Annotated in this window: 22 protein-coding genes; 15 read left to right on the top strand and 7 right to left on the bottom strand. The window is 68.9% G+C overall.

The features are described from left to right. Window positions 1-25 precede the first annotated feature (25 nt). Together BLO63_RS12095 and BLO63_RS12100 are read left to right on the top strand one after the other, a co-directional pair. On the top strand, window positions 26-700 hold the full coding sequence (locus BLO63_RS12095; RefSeq protein WP_091440774.1) for a peptidoglycan-binding domain-containing protein: 675 nt from the start codon (window positions 26-28) through the stop codon (window positions 698-700). Window positions 701-706: 6 nt separating this feature from the next. Next, the gene (locus BLO63_RS12100; RefSeq protein ID WP_091440776.1) at window positions 707-1,054 is read left to right on the top strand and encodes a DUF1491 family protein; all 348 of its coding nucleotides are present in this window, start codon (window positions 707-709) and stop codon (window positions 1,052-1,054) included. Window positions 1,055-1,066: 12 nt separating this feature from the next. Here BLO63_RS12100 and BLO63_RS12105 read toward each other — a convergent pair whose 3' ends face one another. From BLO63_RS12105 to BLO63_RS12120, 4 genes are all read right to left on the bottom strand, one after another. Next, on the bottom strand, window positions 1,067-2,155 hold the full coding sequence (locus tag BLO63_RS12105; protein WP_091440780.1) for a DUF2336 domain-containing protein: 1,089 nt from the start codon (window positions 2,153-2,155) through the stop codon (window positions 1,067-1,069). Between the two features lie 334 nt (window positions 2,156-2,489). After that, the gene (locus tag BLO63_RS12110; RefSeq protein WP_091440783.1) at window positions 2,490-3,035 is read right to left on the bottom strand and encodes a DUF1254 domain-containing protein; all 546 of its coding nucleotides are present in this window, start codon (window positions 3,033-3,035) and stop codon (window positions 2,490-2,492) included. A 10-nt stretch (window positions 3,036-3,045) separates the two neighbouring features. After that, window positions 3,046-3,636, bottom strand: a complete 591-nt coding sequence (locus tag BLO63_RS12115) for a DUF1214 domain-containing protein (protein WP_091440785.1) — start codon at window positions 3,634-3,636, stop codon at window positions 3,046-3,048. Between the two features lie 72 nt (window positions 3,637-3,708). After that, window positions 3,709-5,943, bottom strand: coding sequence for a transglycosylase domain-containing protein (locus tag BLO63_RS12120; RefSeq protein WP_091440788.1), 2,235 nt, complete (start codon window positions 5,941-5,943; stop codon window positions 3,709-3,711). A gap of 199 nt (window positions 5,944-6,142) precedes the next feature. On the opposite strand from BLO63_RS12120, the gene BLO63_RS12125 reads away from it, so the two are divergent. Continuing rightward, on the top strand, window positions 6,143-6,649 hold the full coding sequence (locus BLO63_RS12125) for a YcgN family cysteine cluster protein (protein WP_091440790.1): 507 nt from the start codon (window positions 6,143-6,145) through the stop codon (window positions 6,647-6,649). Window positions 6,650-6,680: 31 nt separating this feature from the next. Here BLO63_RS12125 and BLO63_RS12130 read toward each other — a convergent pair whose 3' ends face one another. Continuing rightward, window positions 6,681-7,817: an alpha-hydroxy acid oxidase gene (locus BLO63_RS12130; RefSeq protein WP_091440793.1), complete on the bottom strand. Its 1,137-nt coding sequence runs from the start codon at window positions 7,815-7,817 to the stop codon at window positions 6,681-6,683. A gap of 227 nt (window positions 7,818-8,044) precedes the next feature. On the opposite strand from BLO63_RS12130, the gene BLO63_RS12135 reads away from it, so the two are divergent. From BLO63_RS12135 to BLO63_RS12145, 3 genes are all read left to right on the top strand, one after another. Continuing rightward, a complete protein-coding gene (locus BLO63_RS12135; protein WP_244517844.1) occupies window positions 8,045-8,806 on the top strand; it encodes an FCD domain-containing protein in 762 nt (253 codons plus the stop codon). 183 nt (window positions 8,807-8,989) lie between these two features. Next, the gene (locus tag BLO63_RS12140) at window positions 8,990-9,532 is read left to right on the top strand and encodes a superoxide dismutase family protein (RefSeq protein WP_091440798.1); all 543 of its coding nucleotides are present in this window, start codon (window positions 8,990-8,992) and stop codon (window positions 9,530-9,532) included. Window positions 9,533-9,797: 265 nt separating this feature from the next. Continuing rightward, window positions 9,798-10,853, top strand: coding sequence for a PRC-barrel domain-containing protein (locus tag BLO63_RS12145; protein WP_244517845.1), 1,056 nt, complete (start codon window positions 9,798-9,800; stop codon window positions 10,851-10,853). A 130-nt stretch (window positions 10,854-10,983) separates the two neighbouring features. Here the strand turns inward: BLO63_RS12145 and BLO63_RS12150 are convergent, their stop codons facing one another. Next, complete coding sequence (locus BLO63_RS12150) at window positions 10,984-11,883, bottom strand: DMT family transporter (RefSeq protein WP_091440801.1); 900 nt, start codon at window positions 11,881-11,883, stop codon at window positions 10,984-10,986. Window positions 11,884-11,992: 109 nt separating this feature from the next. On the opposite strand from BLO63_RS12150, the gene BLO63_RS12155 reads away from it, so the two are divergent. Then, window positions 11,993-12,370, top strand: coding sequence for a DUF6481 family protein (locus BLO63_RS12155; protein ID WP_091440803.1), 378 nt, complete (start codon window positions 11,993-11,995; stop codon window positions 12,368-12,370). Window positions 12,371-12,600: 230 nt separating this feature from the next. Here BLO63_RS12155 and dcd read toward each other — a convergent pair whose 3' ends face one another. After that, on the bottom strand, window positions 12,601-13,158 hold the full coding sequence (gene dcd, locus BLO63_RS12160) for a dCTP deaminase (RefSeq protein WP_091440805.1): 558 nt from the start codon (window positions 13,156-13,158) through the stop codon (window positions 12,601-12,603). Between the two features lie 253 nt (window positions 13,159-13,411). Between dcd and BLO63_RS12165 the strand changes: the two genes are divergently transcribed. The 8 genes from BLO63_RS12165 to BLO63_RS12195 all read left to right on the top strand — a co-directional run bounded on the left by BLO63_RS12165 (window position 13,412) and on the right by BLO63_RS12195 (window position 19,720). Then, window positions 13,412-13,984, top strand: coding sequence for an NADPH-dependent FMN reductase (locus BLO63_RS12165; protein ID WP_091440807.1), 573 nt, complete (start codon window positions 13,412-13,414; stop codon window positions 13,982-13,984). A 423-nt stretch (window positions 13,985-14,407) separates the two neighbouring features. Beyond that, window positions 14,408-14,998 (top strand): hypothetical protein, encoded by a 591-nt coding sequence (locus BLO63_RS20955; protein WP_143007073.1) that lies wholly within the window; start codon window positions 14,408-14,410, stop codon window positions 14,996-14,998. 334 nt (window positions 14,999-15,332) lie between these two features. Continuing rightward, window positions 15,333-15,848: a hypothetical protein gene (locus BLO63_RS12170; RefSeq protein ID WP_091440809.1), complete on the top strand. Its 516-nt coding sequence runs from the start codon at window positions 15,333-15,335 to the stop codon at window positions 15,846-15,848. Then, complete coding sequence (locus BLO63_RS12175) at window positions 15,814-17,136, top strand: DNA-packaging protein (RefSeq protein WP_091440812.1); 1,323 nt, start codon at window positions 15,814-15,816, stop codon at window positions 17,134-17,136. Before BLO63_RS12170 ends, BLO63_RS12175 begins: the two co-directional genes overlap by 35 nt. Window positions 17,137-17,193: 57 nt before the next feature. Further along, a complete protein-coding gene (locus BLO63_RS12180) occupies window positions 17,194-18,354 on the top strand; it encodes a phage portal protein (protein WP_091440813.1) in 1,161 nt (386 codons plus the stop codon). A gap of 399 nt (window positions 18,355-18,753) precedes the next feature. After that, entirely contained in the window at window positions 18,754-18,942 is a 189-nt protein-coding gene (locus tag BLO63_RS12185; protein ID WP_091440816.1) for a hypothetical protein, read from the top strand. Next, window positions 18,939-19,136 carry a hypothetical protein gene (locus BLO63_RS12190; RefSeq protein ID WP_091440817.1) on the top strand — a complete coding sequence of 66 codons (198 nt, stop codon included), beginning with the start codon at window positions 18,939-18,941 and terminating at the stop codon, window positions 19,134-19,136. Before BLO63_RS12185 ends, BLO63_RS12190 begins: the two co-directional genes overlap by 4 nt. Continuing rightward, a complete protein-coding gene (locus BLO63_RS12195) occupies window positions 19,133-19,720 on the top strand; it encodes an HK97 family phage prohead protease (protein WP_091440820.1) in 588 nt (195 codons plus the stop codon). The genes BLO63_RS12190 and BLO63_RS12195 overlap by 4 nt, the downstream gene beginning before the upstream one ends. The last annotated feature ends 581 nt before the right edge of the window (window positions 19,721-20,301 follow it).

Here is a 20,301-nt window from a genome sequence, read left to right on the forward strand (position 1 = left end):
GATTCGGTTTCCAGATCACGGTTCCATGCCCCGTTCCTATGCCAGCGACCTTCTGGTGGACGATATCGATCTCCATGGCGAGCGCGTCGCGGGGCGCCCCTATCGCCACGGACGGCGGCGCTCGGACCTGTTCATGCTCGTTCTCGCCGCCGGCGCCAGCGCCGCCGTTCTGTTCAACGCGCTGGCGCTGCAGCAGGGGCGTCCCGGTTCCGCCGGGCGCGGCGCGGTGCCGGTTTCGGCGCCGCCCGAACTGCGCCAGGTCAACACGCCCCGCGCCCCGAGCATTTCGCCGCCGGTGAGCCCTGCCGAACCGCCGGCGGCCTCGGCCCCTGCGGCGGCTCTGCCTCTGGAAGCTCCCGCAGTGCCGACGCCATTGCCGCCTGCCAAGCCCGTGGCGCTACGCCCAGCCGCCGCAGCGCCCGCGGCCGCGGTGCCCGCGCCGACGGCCGAGAAGGCGGTTGCCTCGCCCGCCGGACTGCTGCCGCCCGGTGACGTGCCGGTGTCGCCGCGCGTCATGGAAATCCAGAAGGCGCTGGCGCGCCTCGGCTATGGTCCGATCCGCATCGACGGCGTCTTCGGCGCGGCCACCGAGGAGGCGATCCAGCGCTTCGAGCGCGACCGCCGCCTGCCGGTCACGGGGCAGATGTCCGACCGGGTGATCCGCGAACTCACCGCCGTTTCCGGCTTCAGCATACGGTAGGTCTTCATGCGGCTGAAAAGCGGGATCTTCGTTTCCGCCCTGCTGCGCCGGGCCAATGGCGCGGGCGCCTTTGCTGCCGTGCGCCGGCGTGGCGCGGAGGAGGCGGGCGCGGTCTTCGTGATTGTGGCGACGCAAGACGGCAAGGCGGCGCTCTATGGTCCGGCTCTGCCCTCGCTAGATGGGGCGCCGGAAGACGAGGGCGTGCGGCTGTTCACGCCGCTGGTGCCGCCGGGCAGCCCCGAGAGCGAGGCGGAGGCGCGGATGGCGCGCGAGGCGCGCTATGATTCCGACCTCTGGCTGGTCGAGATCGAGGACCGTGCCGGGCGGTGCTTCCTCGATCTGGCGCGCGACTGATCGTCTCGCCGCTCAACTCTTGCGCTGGCGGCTTTCGGCGACCGCCGGAACCTGCTGCGGCGCGTGGGGCGCATTGAAGCTGCGCATCGAGGGGGCGTCCTCCGCCCGCTCGCGGCCCGGGCGCCGTCCACCGCGCCAGGAGGCGACCAGATGCTGGGCGCTGGCGAGGGGGAGGTCGTCGAACATTTCCGCCAGCCGCGCCATGTCGCCGGCGGAGCGGCCGGCCACCGGATGCAGCCGGAACAGCACGCGCGAGAGGATGGCGAAGGACAGGCCCAGCGCGCGGGCGACCACCGCCAGCGACTGGCCGGTGTCGTCGGCGATGATGCGGGCGGCGTTATCGGGCGTAACGCCCAGTGCGCGCTCCATCAGCGCGGCAAGGTCGCCCGTGCCCTTCGCTTTGGCGGCGTCCAGCAGGGCGTCGATGAAGCTCGACGGCGGCGCTGCCGGGCGCTCGGACAGCGGCAGCGGCGGCAGGGTGACGAGGCGGGCGATGAGGCTGGCGCGCTCCTCCGGCCCGGCGAGGAAAAAGTCGGGTCCGGCGGGCGGCGCCGACTCGGCCGGTACGGCGCGAAAATCGGCCGGGCCTTCGGCGACGAGGGGGGCGGCCGTGGGGGGCTCTACGAAGGATTCCGCCGCAGGTGCCTCCGGGGCGGCTTCGCTGCTGCGCCGATGGGTCAGCTCGGCGAGGCGCTTGGCGAGGGCCGGCGTCACCTCGCGGCGGGCGGCCATGGCAGCGAGATGGGCGGGGCCCGCCTGTTCCGCCAGCCCCGCCAGGTCCTTCTCGTCGAGCACCGGCGAGAGGCGCAGGATCGGACCGGCCAGCGCCAGCGGCCCGGCGGCGAGATGGCGGGCCAGCGCGCGCGGCAGCGCCGGGTGCGCCGCGATTTCGCGCACATGGCGGGCCGCCACCGTCGGGTCGACACCCTCGATCAGCCGGACGGCGAGAGTGATGAAGCGGGCTTCTGCCGCTTCGCCGAGCACCGGCTGCCGCAGGAATTCGCGCACCAGCAGCCGCAGCATGGCCGGGCGGGTGTCCTGATAGGGACGTCGCGCCGTGTCGTGCGGGTCGATGGGGCCGGTACCGGACAGGGAAGGCATGGAGGCGGAGAGCTCGCGATTGTCACGTCGCGCCCACCGGGCGGGGGCGCGAAACCAAGCTAGCGTTCGAACGTTAGAAAGCCGTTAACCATGGTTGTCCCGTACTGGGCCACTGCCGATTGGCGGGATATGGGAGGGCGCGATGGGTGCCTTAGTGCCGTTTCCGACCGTGCGGGCGCAAGGCGAGGCTGCGGGTGTGCGTGTGCCACCCGAAGGCTCGGCCAAGGTGCTCATTCTTCCCGTTGTGCAGTATGTGCGGCCGGCGACGGCGGCATTGGCACCCGCGGCCGCCGGGGTCCACGATCCGCGCTAGGCGCTGCGTCGACCGCCGCCATCAGGCGGCCGGGGCGCAGTTCGCCAGCTGCATCCGCGCGCGCACCTCGTCGCGGGCGCTGCGCTCGCGGACCAGGGCCCGGATGAGCACGATGCCTTCATCGCTGGGTGATTCGACGATCAGCCGGTCGGCGGCGGTCACTTCGTCGTCTTCCGGCAGCGCCGCGCGCTGCTTGGCGTTCATCAGGTCCAGCTCGATGATGGAGCGCCCCGCTGAGCGGTCGTTGATGGCGTAGAAGGGCAGGCCATGGCGGGTGTAGAACGACACCGAGGTGTAGTCCTCCGTGGTGGGAACCCGCACCTTGAGCGGGCCGGCGGTCAGATCATACAGGCACACTGCGGAGATGAAGGCCGGGTCGGTGGCGGGCAGGACCGCGCCGAGGTCGGAAGGGTCGTCGATCGGCACCACCTCATTGGGTGCCGCTACCGCTGCCAGCCGGGCATAGGCGTCCCGCTCGGCCAGATAGGGCAGCACCAGTACGGCGGCCAGATGGACGATGAGGCCGAGCACGATGCCGGCGAGGGCGGTCAGGATGAAACGGCTCATCAATGCGCGCTCATGAGCTGCGTTCCCATGGGCAATGCTCGGTCAGGATGCGGGGCATTTCCGGGGCGTCGCTGGTGCGGTTGGCGAGGCCGACCGCCGTGTCGTAGAGGCGGAGGGTGAGAACGATGCGGTCGCGGGCGCCGGTGGGCAGCCAGTTGCCGGCCCGTGCGCGCGGACCCAAGGCCACATCGAGCGTGCTGTCGCGGTTCCACACCACCTCGGTGCTGGTGAATCCGGTGCGGGCGGCGGCATTGTCGATCAGCCGGCCCTCGGCATCGCTCAGGGTTAGGGTCCAGAACCGTGCCTGCGGCAGGCTGCCGGAAACCCTTATCTCGCAGCGCCCGTCGAGCGGGCGGCCCGCAGAATCGGTGGCGGCGACAAAGGCGATGCCGTCAGCCAGCTCTAGCGGCAGTTCGCCGGCGCGGGCGAGGGCGGCGCGCGCATAGGGATCGGCTGTCTCGGTGCCGGCGCGCGGCCAAGTCTCCCACGGCCCGGAACGCACCAGCCCCGGCCCGTACCCGTTCACCGTGGTGATCCAGGTAAGGCCGAGCCCGAGGGCGGCGCCGATGGCCAGGGTCAGGAGGAACAAAAGCGAGCGCACGGGCAGAGGCTATCCGATGGAGCGGGCGCCTCATGGATGGGCGCTCGCGGGAGGAAGGTCAATCGCGGCGGGTCAGTTGCTTCCCACAAGGCTGGTGCCGGGAGATGGAGCAGGAGCGATGCCGGCGGTGGGACGGCGGGCAGGCAGGGCCGCCGCCTCCTTGAGGCGCGCCGACAGGTCCATCAACCGTTGCGCCGAGGCCGGCGAGAGCGTGACCGGGCGCTGGACACCGTCGATCTGGAGCGCCGAGGCCTGCGCTGCCGCGCCGTCGAGCACCGGTGCAGGCTGGTTGCCGAGGCCCGGCGTGGGCTTCAGTTCGATGCCCTGATGGGCAAAGGCCATCACCTTCTGCCAGGTCATCGCCGGCAGGGAGCCGCCGGTCATCTTGCGTGTCGACTGGTAGTCGTCATTGCCGAACCAGATCGCCCCCACATAATTGCCAGTAAATCCGACGAACCAGGCATCGCGATAGGCGTTGGTGGTCCCTGTCTTGCCGGAGACCTTCGTGCCCGGGATCATGGCGCGTCGTCCGGTGCCATTTTCCACCACGCTGTTCAGCATCGGATTGATCATGGCGATGATATCAGGCGGGATCAGCTCCTTCGGCTTCGGTCCGTTCTGGGCGAAGCTCCACACCGGCTCGCCATTGGGCGTGCGCATGTCGACCACGGCGTGCGGGTCGACTGAATAGCCGCCGCTGGCGAACACCGAATAGGCAGTGGCCATGTCCACCACCGTGACCTCGGCCGCGCCGAGGGGGAGGGCGCGGGTGATCTTGAGTTCGGTCTTCAGGCCCATCGCATGTGCGAGATCGACGATGCGCCCGCGGCCGATACTCTCCGCCAGTTTGACCGCCACCGTGTTGAGCGAGCGGGTGAGGGCGTTGATGAGTGGGATCGAGCCGGCATAAGAGCGGCCGTAATTCTGCGGGCACCAGTTGCCGATACAGATCGGCCCGTCGACGACGATGGTGTTCGGCTTGTATTTCCCGGTCATCAACGCCGCCGTATAGACGAAGGGCTTGAACGAGGAGCCGGGCTGGCGCAGGGCGTCGGTGGCGCGGTTGAACTGGCTCTCGCCATAGTCGCGCCCGCCGACCATGGCGCGCACCGAGCCGTTCGGCTCCATCACCACCATGGCGGACTGCCGCGCGCCATAGTCCTTGCCGAACTGGCGAAGGCTGTCGCGGATGGCGGTGTCGGCCGCTTTCTGGATGTTAGGGTCAAGAGCGGTACGCACGATGAAGGAGCGTTCGGCGTATGTCCTGGGTAGGCCGTCGACGATCTGCTTCACCTGGTCGAAGGCGTAGTCGAGATAGTATTCCGGCAGGTCGTCCTGCTTGCGGTCCACGGGGGTCGCAGGGTTGCGGCGGGCGCCGAAAACCTGACCCTCGGTGAGGAAGCCGGCATCGACGAGATTGTCGAGCACCACGCTGGCACGTCCGCGCGCCGCCGGCAGATTGATATGCGGGGCGAATTTCGACGGTGCCTTGAAGAGGCCCGCCAGCATCGCCGCTTCGGCCAGGTTCACGTCGCGGGCGGACTTGCCGAAATAATACTGCGCCGCCGCGTCCACGCCGAAGGCGCCGCCGCCCATATAGGCGCGGTCGAGATAGAGCTTGAGGATCTGGTTCTTGGTGAGGTGGAACTCCAGCCAAAGCGCCAGGAAGGCTTCCTTGATCTTGCGCTCCAGTGTTCGCTCGTTGGACAGGAACAGGTTCTTGGCCAGCTGCTGGGTGAGCGAGGAGCCGCCCTGCACCACGCCGCCGGCCCGCGCGTTGGAGAGCACGGCGCGGAAGGTGCCGGGAATGTCGATGCCGAAATGCTCGTAGAAACGGCGGTCCTCGGTAGCGAGCACGGCCTTGATGAGGTGATCGGGAAACTCCTCCAGCGGCACGGTGTCGTTGTGGCGGATGCCGCGCTCGCCGATGGTGTTGCCGTAGCGGTCAAGGAACGTGACCGAGAGCTCGGCGCGCTTCAGCCAGTCGTCCGAGGTCTCCTGGAACGCCGGGACGGCAAGTGCCAGCATGAGCACGGCGCCCACCGCCCCCCAGGTCATCGCCTCCGAGCCGAGGGAGATGGCGTGGCGGGCGGGGCCCTGCACGTTGAAGCGCTCGGTGAAGGCGACGAAGCCGCCCCAGGCCGCGCGCAGCCCTACGCCGCCGGAATAGATCGAGGAGTCGATCCAGGAATCGATGGCCAGCAGCACATGGCGCAGGCGCCGGCGGAACGGCGAGGGCGGGCGCCCGCCCGCAGATGATTCCCGGGGCGTGTGCGGCGGCGGATCGTTGGTCGGCGTATCGTTCAAGCCCGTGCTCCAGCGGCGCGCGGAAGTCCCTTCCGGGTCATCCCCGCCCTTATAGCTGAGCCCTTGCCGCGCGACGAGGGCGGCATCAAGGCTCGCCAGGGCGAGGATGCAACGCTATCTAAGGAGTGATTGCCAAGACGTGAGTGCCGGGTCGTCCACATGGGCCGGGCGATGAGCGCGAGCCGGATACAGCAGAGCGATGCACGACGATCACACCACCCTCGCGGCGGCGCCGTTCTGGCGGACCAAGACGCTGGAACAGATGGATTCTGCTGAGTGGGAGAGCCTGTGCGACGGCTGCGGCCGCTGCTGTCTCGTCAAGCTGCAGGACGAGGATACCGAGGCGATCGCCTATACCGACATAGGCTGCCAGTTGCTGGATGACTTCAACTGCCGCTGCCGCAACTATCCCGACCGCCAGAAGCAGGTGCCCGATTGCGTGCGGCTGACGCCGGAGACGGTGCGCGCGCTCGGCTGGCTGCCGCCCTCCTGCGGCTATCGCTTGGTGGAGGAGGGTCGCGATCTCTACTGGTGGCACCATCTCGTCTCCGGTGACCGCGAGACCGTTCATGCGGCCGGCGTTTCCGTGCGTGGCAAGGTGGCGGCGCTGGAGGACGAACTGCCGCTGGAAGACTATGTCGACCACATGGTGCGCTGGCCCCTGCGCCTGCCGCGCGGCGCGGTGCGCAAAACGGCGAAGGGGTAGGGCGCGACGGAGAGCGCCCCGCCCCCCTTCCTCACAGCGCCAGCACGCTCCTATCGACCTGCTCGATGTCGCGCGTACCGGTGAGGGCCATGGAGACGTCGAGTTCCCGGCGGATGATCTCGATCGCCTGTGCGACGCCGGCCTGGCCGCCGGCGGCGAGAGACCACAGGAAGGCCTTGCCCATCAGGCAGCCCTGAGCGCCCAGCGCGCGCGCCTTGAGGATGTCCTGGCCCGACTGGACGCCGCCGTCGAACCAGATTTCGCTTTTGCCCCCGCCAATGGCGTCGACGATCTTCGGCAGGGCCGAGATGGACGAGACCGCCCCGTCGAGCTGGCGCCCGCCATGGTTCGACACCACGATGGCGTCGGCGCCGGTGGCGGCGGCGATCTTCGCGTCCTCGACATCGAGAATGCCCTTGAGGATGAGCTTGCCCGGCCAGAGCGAGCGCACCCATTCCACATCCTTCCACGACAGGGACGGGTCGAACTGGCCGGCGATCCACTGCGAGAGGGTGGAGAGGCTGTCACTTTCCTGCCGTACGGCGAGATTGCCGAAGGAATGGCGCTTGCCCATCAGCACGCTGGCGATCCAGCGCGGCTTGGTGGCGATATCGAGCGCATTGGCCAGCGTGAGCTTTGGCGGAACGGCAAGGCCGTTCTTGATATCGTTGTGGCGCTGGCCCTGGATCTGCAGGTCGAGCGTCAGCACCAGCGCCGAGCATTTCGCCGCCTTGGCGCGCTCGATCAGCGATTCCGAAAATTTGCGGTCGCGCATCACATAGAGCTGGAACCAGAACGGCTTGTCCACCGCGCCGGCCACGTCCTCGATCGAGCAGATCGACATGGTGGAGAGGGTGAAGGGAATGCCCGCCGCCTGGGCGGCACGGCAGCCATGGATTTCGCCATTGCCATGGAAGAGACCCGTCAGCCCCGTGGGGGCGATGGCCAGGGGGAGGGCGACCTTCTCGCCGATCATAGTGGTGGCGGTCGAACGGTCCGACACGTCGATCATCACCCGCTGGCGCAGCTGGATGGCGGCGAGGTCCGCCTTGTTGGCGGCGAGCGTGGTCTCGTCATAGGAGCCGCGATCGGCATAGTGGAAGATGGCGCGGGGCACCTTGCGCATCGCGATGGCGCGCAGGTCCTGGATATTGGTCACGGTGGCCATTGGCGTTCCTCCCGGCTTCGCTTCCGGGCAGGCTGATACGCCTCCTCCGGCCGACGTCAATGATAGGCACGGCGGCAGCGACGGAAACGGCCTCGCCGCCTTCTGGTCGCTTCTGGTAAAATTTAATTACCATGGAAGTCAATGGCCGGCCGGGATGCGCGCGCGGGGGCGGCGATGTAGTCTCTCGCCGTGAACACAACAGAAGAAGAAAACGGGGAGTGGCCGACGTGGAACGCTTGCGCACACCGAAGCTGGCGGAGGCGATCGCCGAGCACATCGAGCGGCTGATCCTGGAGGGGGTGTTGCGGCCGGGCGAGAAGCTGGCCAGCGAGCGCGATCTCGCCGAACGGCTCGACGTCTCGCGCCCCTCGCTGCGCGACGCGCTTGCGCTGCTGGAACAGCGCGGCCTGCTGGCGACCAGCCGCGAGGGCACCCGCGTCACCGAGTTTCTCGCCGGCCTTACCGACCCGCTCGCCGGGCTGCTGCAATCCAACGAGCAGGTGACAGCGGACTATTTCGAGTACCGCACGGCGGTAGAGCGCATGGCCGCCGGGCTGGCAGCGGTGCGGGCGACGGCGCCCGAGCGGCAGGCGATCCGCGACTGCCTCACCGAGATGGTGGCCGCCCATGCCGCGCAGGACCCGACCCGCGAGGCCGAGGCCGACATCGTGCTGCACCGGCTGATCTACGCCGCCTCGCACAATCTGGTCATTCTCCACGTCATGCGGGCCTTTTCCGAAATGCTGCGGCGGGACATCTTCTTCAACCGTACCAGCCTGTTCGCGCAGGCCGAGTTCCGCGACGCGCTGCTGAGCCAGCACCGGGCGATCGGCGAGGCGGTGGTGGCGGCCGACCCGGAGGCGGCGGAGAAGGCGATCTACGAGCATCTGAAATTCACCGGCGAGACGGTGGCGCGCACCCATCGTGACGCTGCCCGGGTCGACCTCGCCGTGCGCCGGCTGAACCGCTCGACGCTGCTCTCGGGGTAAGGCGGAGGGCGGAATGCGCAGAAAAATGGGAACAGCGCCCATGCCGCAACGTTAGCGTTGGGAACGAGGCGCTGGACCGGCATGCCGAGGTGAGTGCATGCGCGGGTTCGCCAAGCCGCCAGTAGGTGCGGTGCGGGCCCGGTCGGGCGCTTTCTCGCGGCAACCCAAACACAGGAGATGGACATGCGCCGTCTTTCCATCGCCACGGCCATGCTCTGCGCCGTCGCCGCGCCGGTTCTGGCGCAATCGCCCGGCCCGGGTGTTCTTCCGGAAAAGACGGCCGCCGCCGCCTTCATGAGCCCGGATGGCGAGCAGATCGGCAATGCCACGCTGAAGCAAACGCCGCATGGCGTGCTGATTTCCGTCGAAGTCGCCGGCATCGCGCCGGGGCAGCATGGGTTCCACATCCACGAAACCGGCCGGTGTGACCCGCAGGACGGCTTCAAGTCGGCCGGCGGTCACTATGCGCCGCGCGGCAATCGCCACGGCCTGCTCGACCCGGACGGGCCGCATGCCGGCGACATGCCGAACCAGTTCGTGGGACCGAGCGGCACGATCAGCGTGCAGGTGCTGAACACAAATGTGACGCTCGAGTCCGGCACTGGGACGTTGTTCGATGAGGATGGTTCGGCATTGGTGATCCACTCCGGCCCCGATGATTACAAGAGCCAGCCCGCCGGAAATGCCGGCGACCGGATCGCCTGCGGCGTGATCGAACGCCCCTAGGACGTGATCGAACTCCCCTAGGAAAGGTCCCCGTCGCGCGGCTTCGGGCACGGCCGCCGGGTTCGATTAATTCCAGTCGGTCAAGTGATTTTGTAGACAATCGGCTTCAAATAAAGCCGCTTCGTATGCCTGTAATATTCTGAATTTGATAAACAATTCAGTTAATTTCAATGGCGTTCTTGATTAAGCTTGGAGACATACAGCACTTAAAATCTTGAATGCCTCCTCTGGCGGCGACGTGTCGCCCAAACCTAAGGAGATGACTATGATGATGACCCGAAATGCCATGTGCGCTGTTGTCGCCACTTCCGTGTTGGCGCTTGGCGCGGGAGGCGCCCTTGCGCAGCAGGCGCCTGCGACGGCCCGGCAGGCCCCTTCAGCCGCGCAGCAGAACACCGGGGCGCAGGCACAGGGGCAGGCCGGCCAGCCGACCGCCCAGAGCGGCCAGATGGGCGTACAGGGCCAGCGCCAGGTGGCGCGCCAAGTGGCGCGCCAGTGCCTCGACAATCTGCGGGCGTTCAATGACCAGATGAACGAGGATGGTTTCTGGCTGTCCGGCTGGGGCGGAGCGGGGATGCAGGCCGATCTGCGCGGCGCCCGCGCCGGCGCGGGAGCGGATGGATATGCGGCCTCGGCCCAACGCGCGCCCGCCTCGGGTAGCGTGCCGGCCAACCAGTCGCCGGCGGCACGGGCGCCAAACACACAGGACAACGCCGTGACGCAGCCGCGTCCGCCCTGGGGCGGAAGCAGCTGGGGCATCGCCTCGCCGCCCTACCAGATCCGCACGCTCTATGCCGCGGCGAATGTGCTGGGCCAGCGCGGCGACCAGCAGACCTGTAACGATGTGCTCGCCGAAATGAAGGGCGTCTATGGCGACTACACGGAGCGCCTGCGCCGGGCGGGTGTTGAGCCGGGCGAGGTCACGTCCTGGCGCCAGCAGCGTCTGGTGGGCGCGCGCCCCGTCACCGAGATCGACGCCGGGCTCATCAACCTGGCCGACGTGACCGGGACCGAGGTCCGCAATCCGCAGGACCAGCAACTCGGCACGGTCGAGGATGTGGTGCTCGATTCCGAGAAGGGTGGCATCCGCTATGTCGTCATCTCGAGCGGGGGCGTGCTTGGTATCGGTGAGGACATGGTGGCGCTGCCGTGGCAGGCGCTGCGGACCACGCCGGGCATGAACACCTTCGTGCTCAATGTGTCGGAGGAGGTGATCGAGGATGCGCCGTCGATCGACCCCCCGCAGCTTGCCGATCCCAACCGCTCTAAGGAGATTCGCCGCGAGGTCGACCAGTTCTGGCACGACCAGATGAGCGGCTGACGCTCCCAGCCCTTGCAAGGGTAACATTGTGAAGACCGTACCGGCTACGGCCGGCACGTTCCTGCGGACGGGGCGGCAGCGATGCCGTCCCGCTTCGACTCCGCTGCCGGGCGGCGGCGCGGGGAACGCGTCAGGCGCCGGGATGCTCGACCACGGCCTCGGCCCGGCCGATGCGGATGACGCCAAGCACCAGCGCGCAGCCCATGCCGATGACCACGCCTCCGGCGATCTGCGGCAGCGTCAGCGGCTCGTTCAGCAGCAGCGTGCCGATGGTGACGGCGACGCCGGTGACGCCGAACTCGACGCTGATGGCGCGGGTGGGGCCGATGGAGGCGATCAGCCGGTAGAAGATCACATAGGTGATGGCGCTCATGATCACGCCGGCGATCAGCAGCGTGCCGATGTCCAGCGGCCCCGGCAGGCCGGGCACCGGCACAAAGCCGATGAGCGGCAGGCTGAGAAGCCCGCCGAATAGGAAGGCGCCGATGGTAATCTCCCACGAGCCCGCCTTGGACAATCGCCTTCCGGCATAGACGCTGCCAAAGGCGGCGGAGAGGGTCGAGCCCAGCGTGGCGGCGCAGCCGATCAGGAATTCGGGCGTCACCGGCTGGGCCGGAAAGCCGACCAACAGAACGATTCCGGCGGCGCCGAGCACGATGCCGACGAGGCCGCCGAGCCGGATTGGCTCGACCCCCCAGAGTGCCGCGATCAGCATGGTGAACAGCGGGATGGTGGCGACGAGGATCGCCGACATGGCGGTGCCGATCTGCGGCAGCCCATAGGACAGCAGCCCCAGCTGCAGCGCTACCGTGGTGGCGCCGAGCACGAAGAGCGGAAATATCCCGAAGGAGAAATCCAGCCGCCGGCCGATGGCGCGGGCGACCAGCAGCAGAGTGGCCGCAGCGATGAAGGAACGGAAGGAGACCGAGCCCGCCCAGCCAAAGGCGTGGATGTTGTGGTCCATCACCACGAAGGACGCCCCCCAGACGAGCGCCAGGAAGACATAGGAGACCAGATCCCGGGATTTCATGAACCGCACCGCAGCCGACAGACGCGGCTCATGCGGCCGGTACGTGAGCGGAAACTAGTTGCTCGCGGGCGGCTGTCAATCCGTCCGGAAATGGGATAAGGGAAACGCCATGAAAGTAACCGACACATTTCAAGACCGACAGAAGACCGCTGCCGAAGCCAAGGCCCGCCTGCTCGCCAAGCTCGCCGCCCGTCCCGGCCCGGACGACCCGGCGATGATCGCCAAGGCAGCCGAGCGCAAGGCCGCCGCCGAGGCGCGCCAGATTGCCAACGAAGCCAAGCAGGCGGCCAAGATCGCCCGCAAGGAGGCGGAGGCTGCTGCGGCGATCGCTGCTGCCGAGGCCGCCATCGCCGAAGCTGCCGCCCGCGCCGAGGCGGAGGCCGCCGCTGCCGCCCTCGCCATCGAGCAGGCCGCCGCCGCCGAGGCCGAGGCCAAGGCCCGCCGCGATGAGCGCTACGCCGCCCGCAAGCAGCGCAACGGCCGCTGAGACCGCGCGCGTCGGGTCTCGGCGCGCGTTTCTCCTTCTATCTCAGATGCTTATCCCGCCGCCCGCGCCGAGGTGGAAGCGGCCGCCGCCGCCCTCGCCATCGAGCAGGCCGCCGCCGCCGAGGCCAGGCCCCGCCGCGACGAGCGCTACGCCGCCCGCAAGCAGCGCAACGGCCGCTGAGACCGCGCGCGCCGGGCCCCGGCGCGCGTTTCTCCTTCTATCTCAGAGACTTACCCCGCCGCGCGCTGGCCGGCGAACTGGCCGCCATAGCCGCGCCGGGGCACGCCCAGCGTCTGCTCCAGAATCAGCTGGCACACCTTCATCCCAGCCCGCAGCCGGATCGGACGCGGCCCGAGATTGATGATCTCCAGCTGGATCTGCCCGGTCGAGCCGGCGTGAATGGTCGGTGCGGTGAGGTGGACGATCAGGCCGATGCGAGCGAGCGAGCTCTTGCCTTCCACCCGCGCCGCCAGCCGCGCCCCCGGGCGCAGATCCACCCGCTCCAGCGTCCAGCCCAGCACCAGACGGCCGGGATCGAGCACGAAGCCCTCCGCGCCGATGTCGATCTCGCCGGCCATGCGGGCGATCGCCTCGCGAAAACTGTAGCCCGGCCCGGCCGGGTCGATCACCGGGTCCTCGCCCGGCTCGGGTTCGCGGTAGAGGCTAAGCCGGCGGTCGAGCCGCAGATCGACGCCGTTGGGGGCGTAGAACTCCTCCGGCGGGGCGGGCTCGATCAGCACCGAGCCCTCGTTCATGGCATCGAGAATGTCGCGGTCGGTCAGGATCACGGGCGTTGGCTCTCGCGGGTCAGCGCTGCGGGAGCGCTAACATGGGCGCAGTACGCCGCAAAATCCATGCCGGCGGGGCGATTGGTGCCGCCTTCGGTTGACATTCCGGTGCGGTGCAAGAGCTTTCTTGCGGCATTGCAGGAAAAGGGGGTTGAGCCGCGCGCCGCGGCGCCACACTCTGCCCCGAAGCCATTTGGCCCCCCACGCCTTTTAGCCCACCACGCCTTTCGCCTCATTGTGGAGTAATCGAGACATGACCGACCGCCCGAAGCTTCTCGGCATTTCCGGCAGCCTGCGCTCCGGTTCCAATTCGACCGCGCTGCTGCAGGCGCTGAAGGCCGCCCTTCCCCCGTCGATCGAGCTCACCGTGCTGACGCTCAACGACGTTCCACTTTACAATGAGGACGAGGACGGGGCCACCCAGCCGGAAGGCGCCGCCTCGCTGCGCGCCAAGATCGCGGCGGCGGACGGGGTGCTGTTCGTCTCGCCGGAATATAATTACGGCCCCTCGGGCGCGATGAAGAACGCGGTGGACTGGGGCTCGCGGCCTTATGGCAAGGGCTCGCTGCTCGGCAAGCCGGTGCTGGTCGTCACCTCCTCGCCCGGCTCCACCGGCGGCATCCGCGCCCAGGCGCCGCTGCGCGAATCGCTGAGCGCGGCCGGCGCCCGCGTGGTCGACTATCCCCACCTCGCCGTGCCCGGCGTCGCCGACAAGGTGAAGGACGGCGCCTTCACCGACGAGAAGACCGTGAAGTTCCTCACCGGCGGCGTCAACGCGCTGGTGAAGGAGATCCAGCTGCTCGCCGCCCACGCCAAGGCGGGGTGAGGGTCCCCACCGGCGTCAGACACTCGCCGGGCCGGGTTCGGCCGACGAGCCTGTGCTGGGTCCCGGATCGGCGCGGCGCGATGCGCCGCTGGTCCGTGACACGGAAGGGGGCGGCGCTGCCACTCGAACGCCCTCATGGCCGGGCTTGACCCGGCCACCCAGGCTTTCGCTGCCGTGCCGTTGCAAAGGCTGGGTCCCCGGGTCAAGCCCGGGGATGAGGGTGTGTTGGCGGGGCGGTCGGACTGGGGTTCGGCCGCTCCGTTTCCCGGACAAGCCGCACGGCGCGCGGCGCCGATCCGGGACCCAGGGGCCCCTCCGAGGACGGGAATCCGTGGGTGTCCGGTCCGAGGCATGGCATGATGGTGTGCTGACGGGGCGGTGGAACCGGGCTCGCGATGTGGCAGTGGAGCGGGAGTGCGAGCGGTGAGAGAAAGTCGAGAGCGGCTGCTTTTCGCACCGTATCCAAGACCAAAGCAAGGAAATGAGAATGCCGACCCCATTTATTTGGCGATAGGGAGGGCATTATCTTCTTGGGAGGCCACAGAAGACAATCTTGCGCGCCTTTTTTCTCATATAGTGAACCCTAATAAACTTCAGATGCCTGTTATGAAGGCATATTTATTAATTAAATCTGCTAGAAATAGAAAAGAATTAATAACGGAAACTGGACGAACGTTTCTGGAGTTTTTTCCAAGTGAGGAGGCTGCGCATGGTCTTAAAATTGTAAGTGAAACCTATCAAAGGGGATCTGACCGGCGAAACGAGATCGCGCATGGTATTGTCGCCGGGCATATTGATTTTTCTGGTAGTGATTCAGGTTATTATTTGGGGCCAAGTATGACATCATTCAAAAAGAGGGATGATAAATTTAGGTCAAAATACTTATATTCGAGCAATGAAATCGGCGCATTCTGCGACGAGAATTCGAGATTCCAGTCCAATATTTCCGAATTGGCTGAGGCGATAACTGCCGCATACCGATCGGGCTCGGACGTGGCTTTCTCCCGCTATTGAGATCGTTTCCTGTCAATTCGTTGTGGCCGGGCATGACTCACTCCTCCACGTTGAGGCCCGCGCGGCGCGAAAACAGTGAATGCCCGGGGTCGAGCCCGGGGATGAGGGGGCGTTGGTTGGGGAAGCGTCGATCCGGTCGGCGACGGAATGGCTTCTTGGCCAAAAATCCTAGACTAGGAAAATAGTCCTTGACAGCGTGACGCTGACCGGGTAGCTTTCACCCATACTCCACAACTGCGTCGGGCGGCGGCGGGTTCTGAACCCCAGCCCCGGAGCGCAACGTTTTCAGCCGGCCTGCGGGCCGGCTTTTTCATGTCGGCCAGGCGGAGGTGGCATGTCGGTTCCTGTGCGACCCGTTTCGCCGGAAGCGCTTGAAGAGGCGCGCCGGCTCTATGAACTCACGCGCGTGCCGGTGCAGCAGGTGGCGGATATGCTCGGCATTGCCAAATCGACGCTGAATGTCCGCCGGCGCCTCTGGGGCTGGACGCCGCGCAAGGGGCGCATTCCGCGCGCCGCCGATGAAGGCGCGGCGCCGGCCGACAGCCCCGCCGACCGCCGCGCGCTGATCGCCCGGCTGGTGCGGCGGATCGAGACCGAGATCGCCGCCATCGAGCGGCTGGTCGGGCGCTCCGGGCTGAAAGCCGCCCTGAAGCCGGAGGCGAGCCACGCCGACAGCGAGCGCGCCGCCCGCACGCTGGCCATTCTCGTGCGCTCGCTGCGCGAGCTGGCCGCGCTGGACAAGCTGGAGCCGGACGGGAATGACGATGACGCCAGCCGCGACGCCGACACCTTCCGACGCGAGCTTGGCCGGACACTTGAACGCGTGCTGGCGGGCGGGGAAACTGCCTGAGGCGCTGGCCGCGCTCGACGCGCCGACCCTCGACTGGCTGCGCCATCACTGGCCGCTGATCGGCCGCCTCGGCCAGCAGCCGCCTCTCGCGGCGCAGGGCGGCGGCGACTGGCTCACCTGGCTGATGCTGGGCGGGCGCGGCGCCGGCAAGACACGGGCGGGCGCGGAATGGGTGCGCGCGCTCATTCATGGCCGCGCCGGGCCGAAGGCGGGGCGGCTCGCTTTGGTGGCGGAGAGCCTTGGCGATGTGCGCGAGGTGATGGTGGAGGGAGTCTCCGGCCTGCTCGCCATCCACCCCAGCCATGAGCGCCCGAGCTGGGAGCCGACGCGCCGTCGCCTCGTCTGGCCCAATGGCGCCGTGGCGCAGGGTTTTTCCGCCGACGACCCCGAGAGTTTGCGCGGGCCGCAATTCGACGCCGCCTGGTGCGATGAACTCGCCAAATGGCGCTACGCCCAGGCCGCGTTCGACATGCTGCAATTCGGCCTGCGGCTCGGCACGCGGCCGCGCCAGATGGTGACGACCACGCCCCGCCCGACCGCGCTGCTGCGCGCCCTGCTCAACGATCCCCGCACGGCGGTGACGCGGATGGGCACAGCGGAGAACGCGGCGCATCTGGCGCCGAGCTTTCTCGACACCGTGGTCGGCCGCTATGCCGGCACGCGGCTCGGCCGGCAGGAGCTGGAGGGCGAGCTGATCGAGGACCGCGCCGACGCGCTGTGGAACCGCGCCGGGCTGGAGGCGGCGCGGCTGGCGCCGGCGCCGGAGCTGCTTCGGCAGATGGAGCGCATCGTGGTGGCGGTCGACCCGCCGGCCTCGTCGGGCAAAAGGGCCGATGCCTGCGGGCTCGTCGCGGCGGGGATCGATGCGGACGGCATTGTCCATGTGCTGGCAGATGAGAGCGCGCAGGGCCTCTCGCCGAACAGCTGGGGAGGGCGCGCCATCGGCCTGTTCCAGAGACTGGAGGCCGACCGGGTGGTGGTGGAGGTGAACCAGGGCGGGGAGATGGTGAAGACCATTCTCGCCGGCCTCGACCCCACCGTGCCGGTGAGCGAGGTGCGCGCCACGCGCGGAAAATGGCTGCGCGCCGAGCCGGTGGCCGCGCTCTACGAGCAGGGACGGGTGCGCCATGTCGGCCCGTTCCCGGCGCTGGAGGACGAGATGTGTGATTTCGGCCCGGACGGCCTCTCCAATGGCCGCTCGCCCGACCGGCTCGACGCGCTGGTCTGGGCCGTCACCGCGCTGGCGCTCGGGCCCCGCGCCACGGCGCCGCGGGTGCGGCGGGTGTGAGGGGCGGCGTGCCTCGCGGCCGGGATGACGGCCTTTCTTTCAACCGGAGCCCGTTTGATGACGCTCTTTCCCTTCTCCCTCGGCCGCCGCGCGGCGCCGCCCGAGGCCAAGGCCTCGCGCACCCAGGCGCTGGTGGCGCTGCTGGCCGGCCACCGGCCGCAATGGACGCCGCGCGACTATGCCGCGCTCGCCCGCGAGGGCTATCAGCGCAACGCCATCGCCTATCGCTGCGTGCGGATGATCGCGCAGGGGGTGGGCGAGCTCGCCCCGCTGCTGACGCTGGACGGGCGCGAGAGCACGAGCCATCCGCTGCTCGACCTGCTGGCGCAGCCCAATCCGCGCCTGGCCGGCCCGGGATTGATGGAGGCGCTGGCGGCGCATCTGCTGCTGTCAGGCAATGCCTATGTCGAGGCGGTGAGCCTCGGCGCGAGCCCGCGCGAGCTGCATGTGCTGCGCCCGGACCGCATGCGCGTGGTCTCCGGCCCGGATGGCTGGGCGCAGGCCTATGACTACACGGCGGGCGGGCGCTCGGTGCGCTTCGTGCAGGAAGGGGTGCCGCCGCCGATCCTGCATGTGGCGCTGTTTAACCCGCTCGACGACCATTACGGCGCCCCGCCGCTGGAGGCGGCGCAGATGGCGCTCGACCTGCACAACGCCGCCAGCGCCTGGAACAAGGCGCTGCTCGACAATGCCGCCCGCCCGTCCGGCGCGCTGGTCTATGGTGGGGCGGGGAACCTCTCCGATGAGCAGTTCGAGCGGCTGAAGGAGGAGCTGGAGGCCAATTTCTCCGGCAGCGCCAATGCCGGGCGGCCGCTGCTGCTGGAGGGCGGGCTCGACTGGCGCCCGCTCTCGCTCACCCCGCACGACATGGATTTCCTGGAGGCGAAGAACGCCGCCGCGCGCGAGATCGCGCTCGCCTTCGGCGTGCCGCCGATGCTGCTCGGCATTCCCGGCGACGCCACCTACGCCAATTACGCCGAGGCCAGCCGGGTGCTGTGGCGCCAGACCATTTTGCCGCTCGGCCGCCGGCTGCTGCACGAGATCAGCCTCTGGCTCGGCCCCGCCTATGGGCCGGGTCGGCTGGTGCTGGAGCCCGACCTCGACGCCATCGAGGTGCTGCATGGCGAGCGCGAGGCGCTGTGGCGCCGGGTGAACGAGGCCACCTTCCTCACCGAGGACGAGAAGCGCCAGGCGGTGGGCTACGGGGTGCGGGAGTGAGGGAGCACCCGTGTCCCGGGCAGGTGACGCCGCAGGCGGAACGTCGATCCGGGACCCGGCGCAAAGGGGTTCGGCTGAAGAGTCTTCCCTGGGGCCCGGATCGGCGCCGCGCTTTGCGCGGCTTGTCCGGGGAACGGGCTCCAACGAGCATTTTTTGATGCGTCGTCATCCTGAGGTGCGAGCGAAGCGAGCCTCGAAGGATGGTTTGCGCGCACGATGCCTCCCCTCAGGACCGGGCTTGAGCCGGCCACCCAGACTTTCGGCCTCGCCGCTACGGAAACGCTGGGTCCCCGGGTCAAGCCCGGGGATGAGGGGCGCACCCGCCTGGCTTCGGCCGGGAGGACGACCTTGCGGGTCGCGGCGACCGCCAGCGCGGCAAACGGGCCGAGGAGGGAATCCATGCAGCCGCTCATGACAGCCTTCGCTGACAAAGCCGACATCGCCCATCTCGCGTTGCTGATGTGGGCGCTCGGCGCCTCGGCGCTGGCCGGGCTCGCGCTGCGCGAACTCGGGCACGCGGTGCGCCGCTTCGACGATTTCGTGCGCGAGATCGCCCGCTTCAACGCCCTGTTCGGAGACGACACATGACCGCTACCCCGCGCATCCGGGCCTTTTTGCCCGGCCGCTTCACCGCGCTTGCCGCCCGCCTGCCGGCGCCCGACCGGGCCGGGCCGGCGCCGCAGGTGTTCCGCCAGTTCGGCCGCACGCTGTCCAAGCTGGAGCGCGCCGCCGCCACGCGCCGGGCCGGGGCGGCCGGCACCGGGCAGGGGGAGGGCGCATGAGCGGTTTCCTGGTTCACTCCCCGGCTCCGCGCGGCGCGCCGCCGCTGCAGACCAAGGCGCAACTGGGCGCGCTGGCGAACATCGCGCCCGATGGCAGTTTCGAGGGCTATGCGGCGCTGTTCGGCCGGGTCGATCTCGGACGCGACCTGATCCTGCCCGGCGCGTTTGCCCGCTCGCTGGCCGAGCGCGGGGCGGGCGGGGTGCGGATGCTGTTCCAGCACGACCCGGCCGAGCCGATCGGCTTCTGGACGAGCCTCACAGAGGATTCGCTCGGGCTGCAGGTGAAGGGCCAGCTCACCCTCGATGTCGCCCGCGCCCGCGAGGTGCTCGCGCTGATGCGCGCCGGGGCGATCGACGGGCTGTCGATCGGCTTCCGCACGGTGGAGGGCCGCACCGACCCGCGCACACGGGTGCGCCGGCTCTCCCATATCGACCTGTGGGAAGTCTCGATCGTCACCTTCCCGATGCAGCCGGAGGCCCGCATCGCCTCGGTCAAGCGGGCCGGCGACACGCTCGCGGGCACCATCCGCCGCGGCGCCCGGCGGCTGAGGGGGCTGCCGGGCCTGCGGCCGGTGTTGGTGTAGCGGCCTGGCCCTTAGGGCCTGCGTGCCTCAAAGCCGGCGCGTGGCGCCGGCCTCGAAGCACGACGGGCGTCGCTCATAGACCCTCATGGCCGGGCTTGACCCGGCCACCCAGACTTTGGCGGTGAGTTGTCGGAAAGGCTGGGTCCCCGGGTCAAGCCCGGGGGATGAGGGGGCGTGCGAGCGTCCGTATCCCGGCCAAGCGACGCCGCAGGCGGAGCGCTGAGCCGGGACCCAGGAGAAGGATTTCGGCCGAAGAGTTTTCCCTGGGCCCCGGATCGGCGCCGCGCGGCGCGCGGCCTGTCCGGGGAACGGGCTCGATTGTTTGATGCGCCGTCATCCTGAGGTGCGCGCGCAAGCGAGCCTCGAAGGGTGGTTTGCGCGCGCGATGCCTCCCCCTCATGGCCGGGCTTGACCCGGCCACCCAGACTACTGGCCGGGCGCTGTCGGAAAGGCCGGGTCCCCGGGTCAGGCCCGGGGATGAGGGGGCTGCGTGCCTCAAAGCCGGCGCGTGGCGCCGGCACCTCAGCATGACGGGCCTCTCACATCGGCCCTCAGGACCGGGCTTGACCCGGCCACCCAGA

Source organism: Ancylobacter rudongensis (assembly GCF_900100155.1).
Taxonomy (GTDB): domain Bacteria; phylum Pseudomonadota; class Alphaproteobacteria; order Rhizobiales; family Xanthobacteraceae; genus Ancylobacter; species Ancylobacter rudongensis.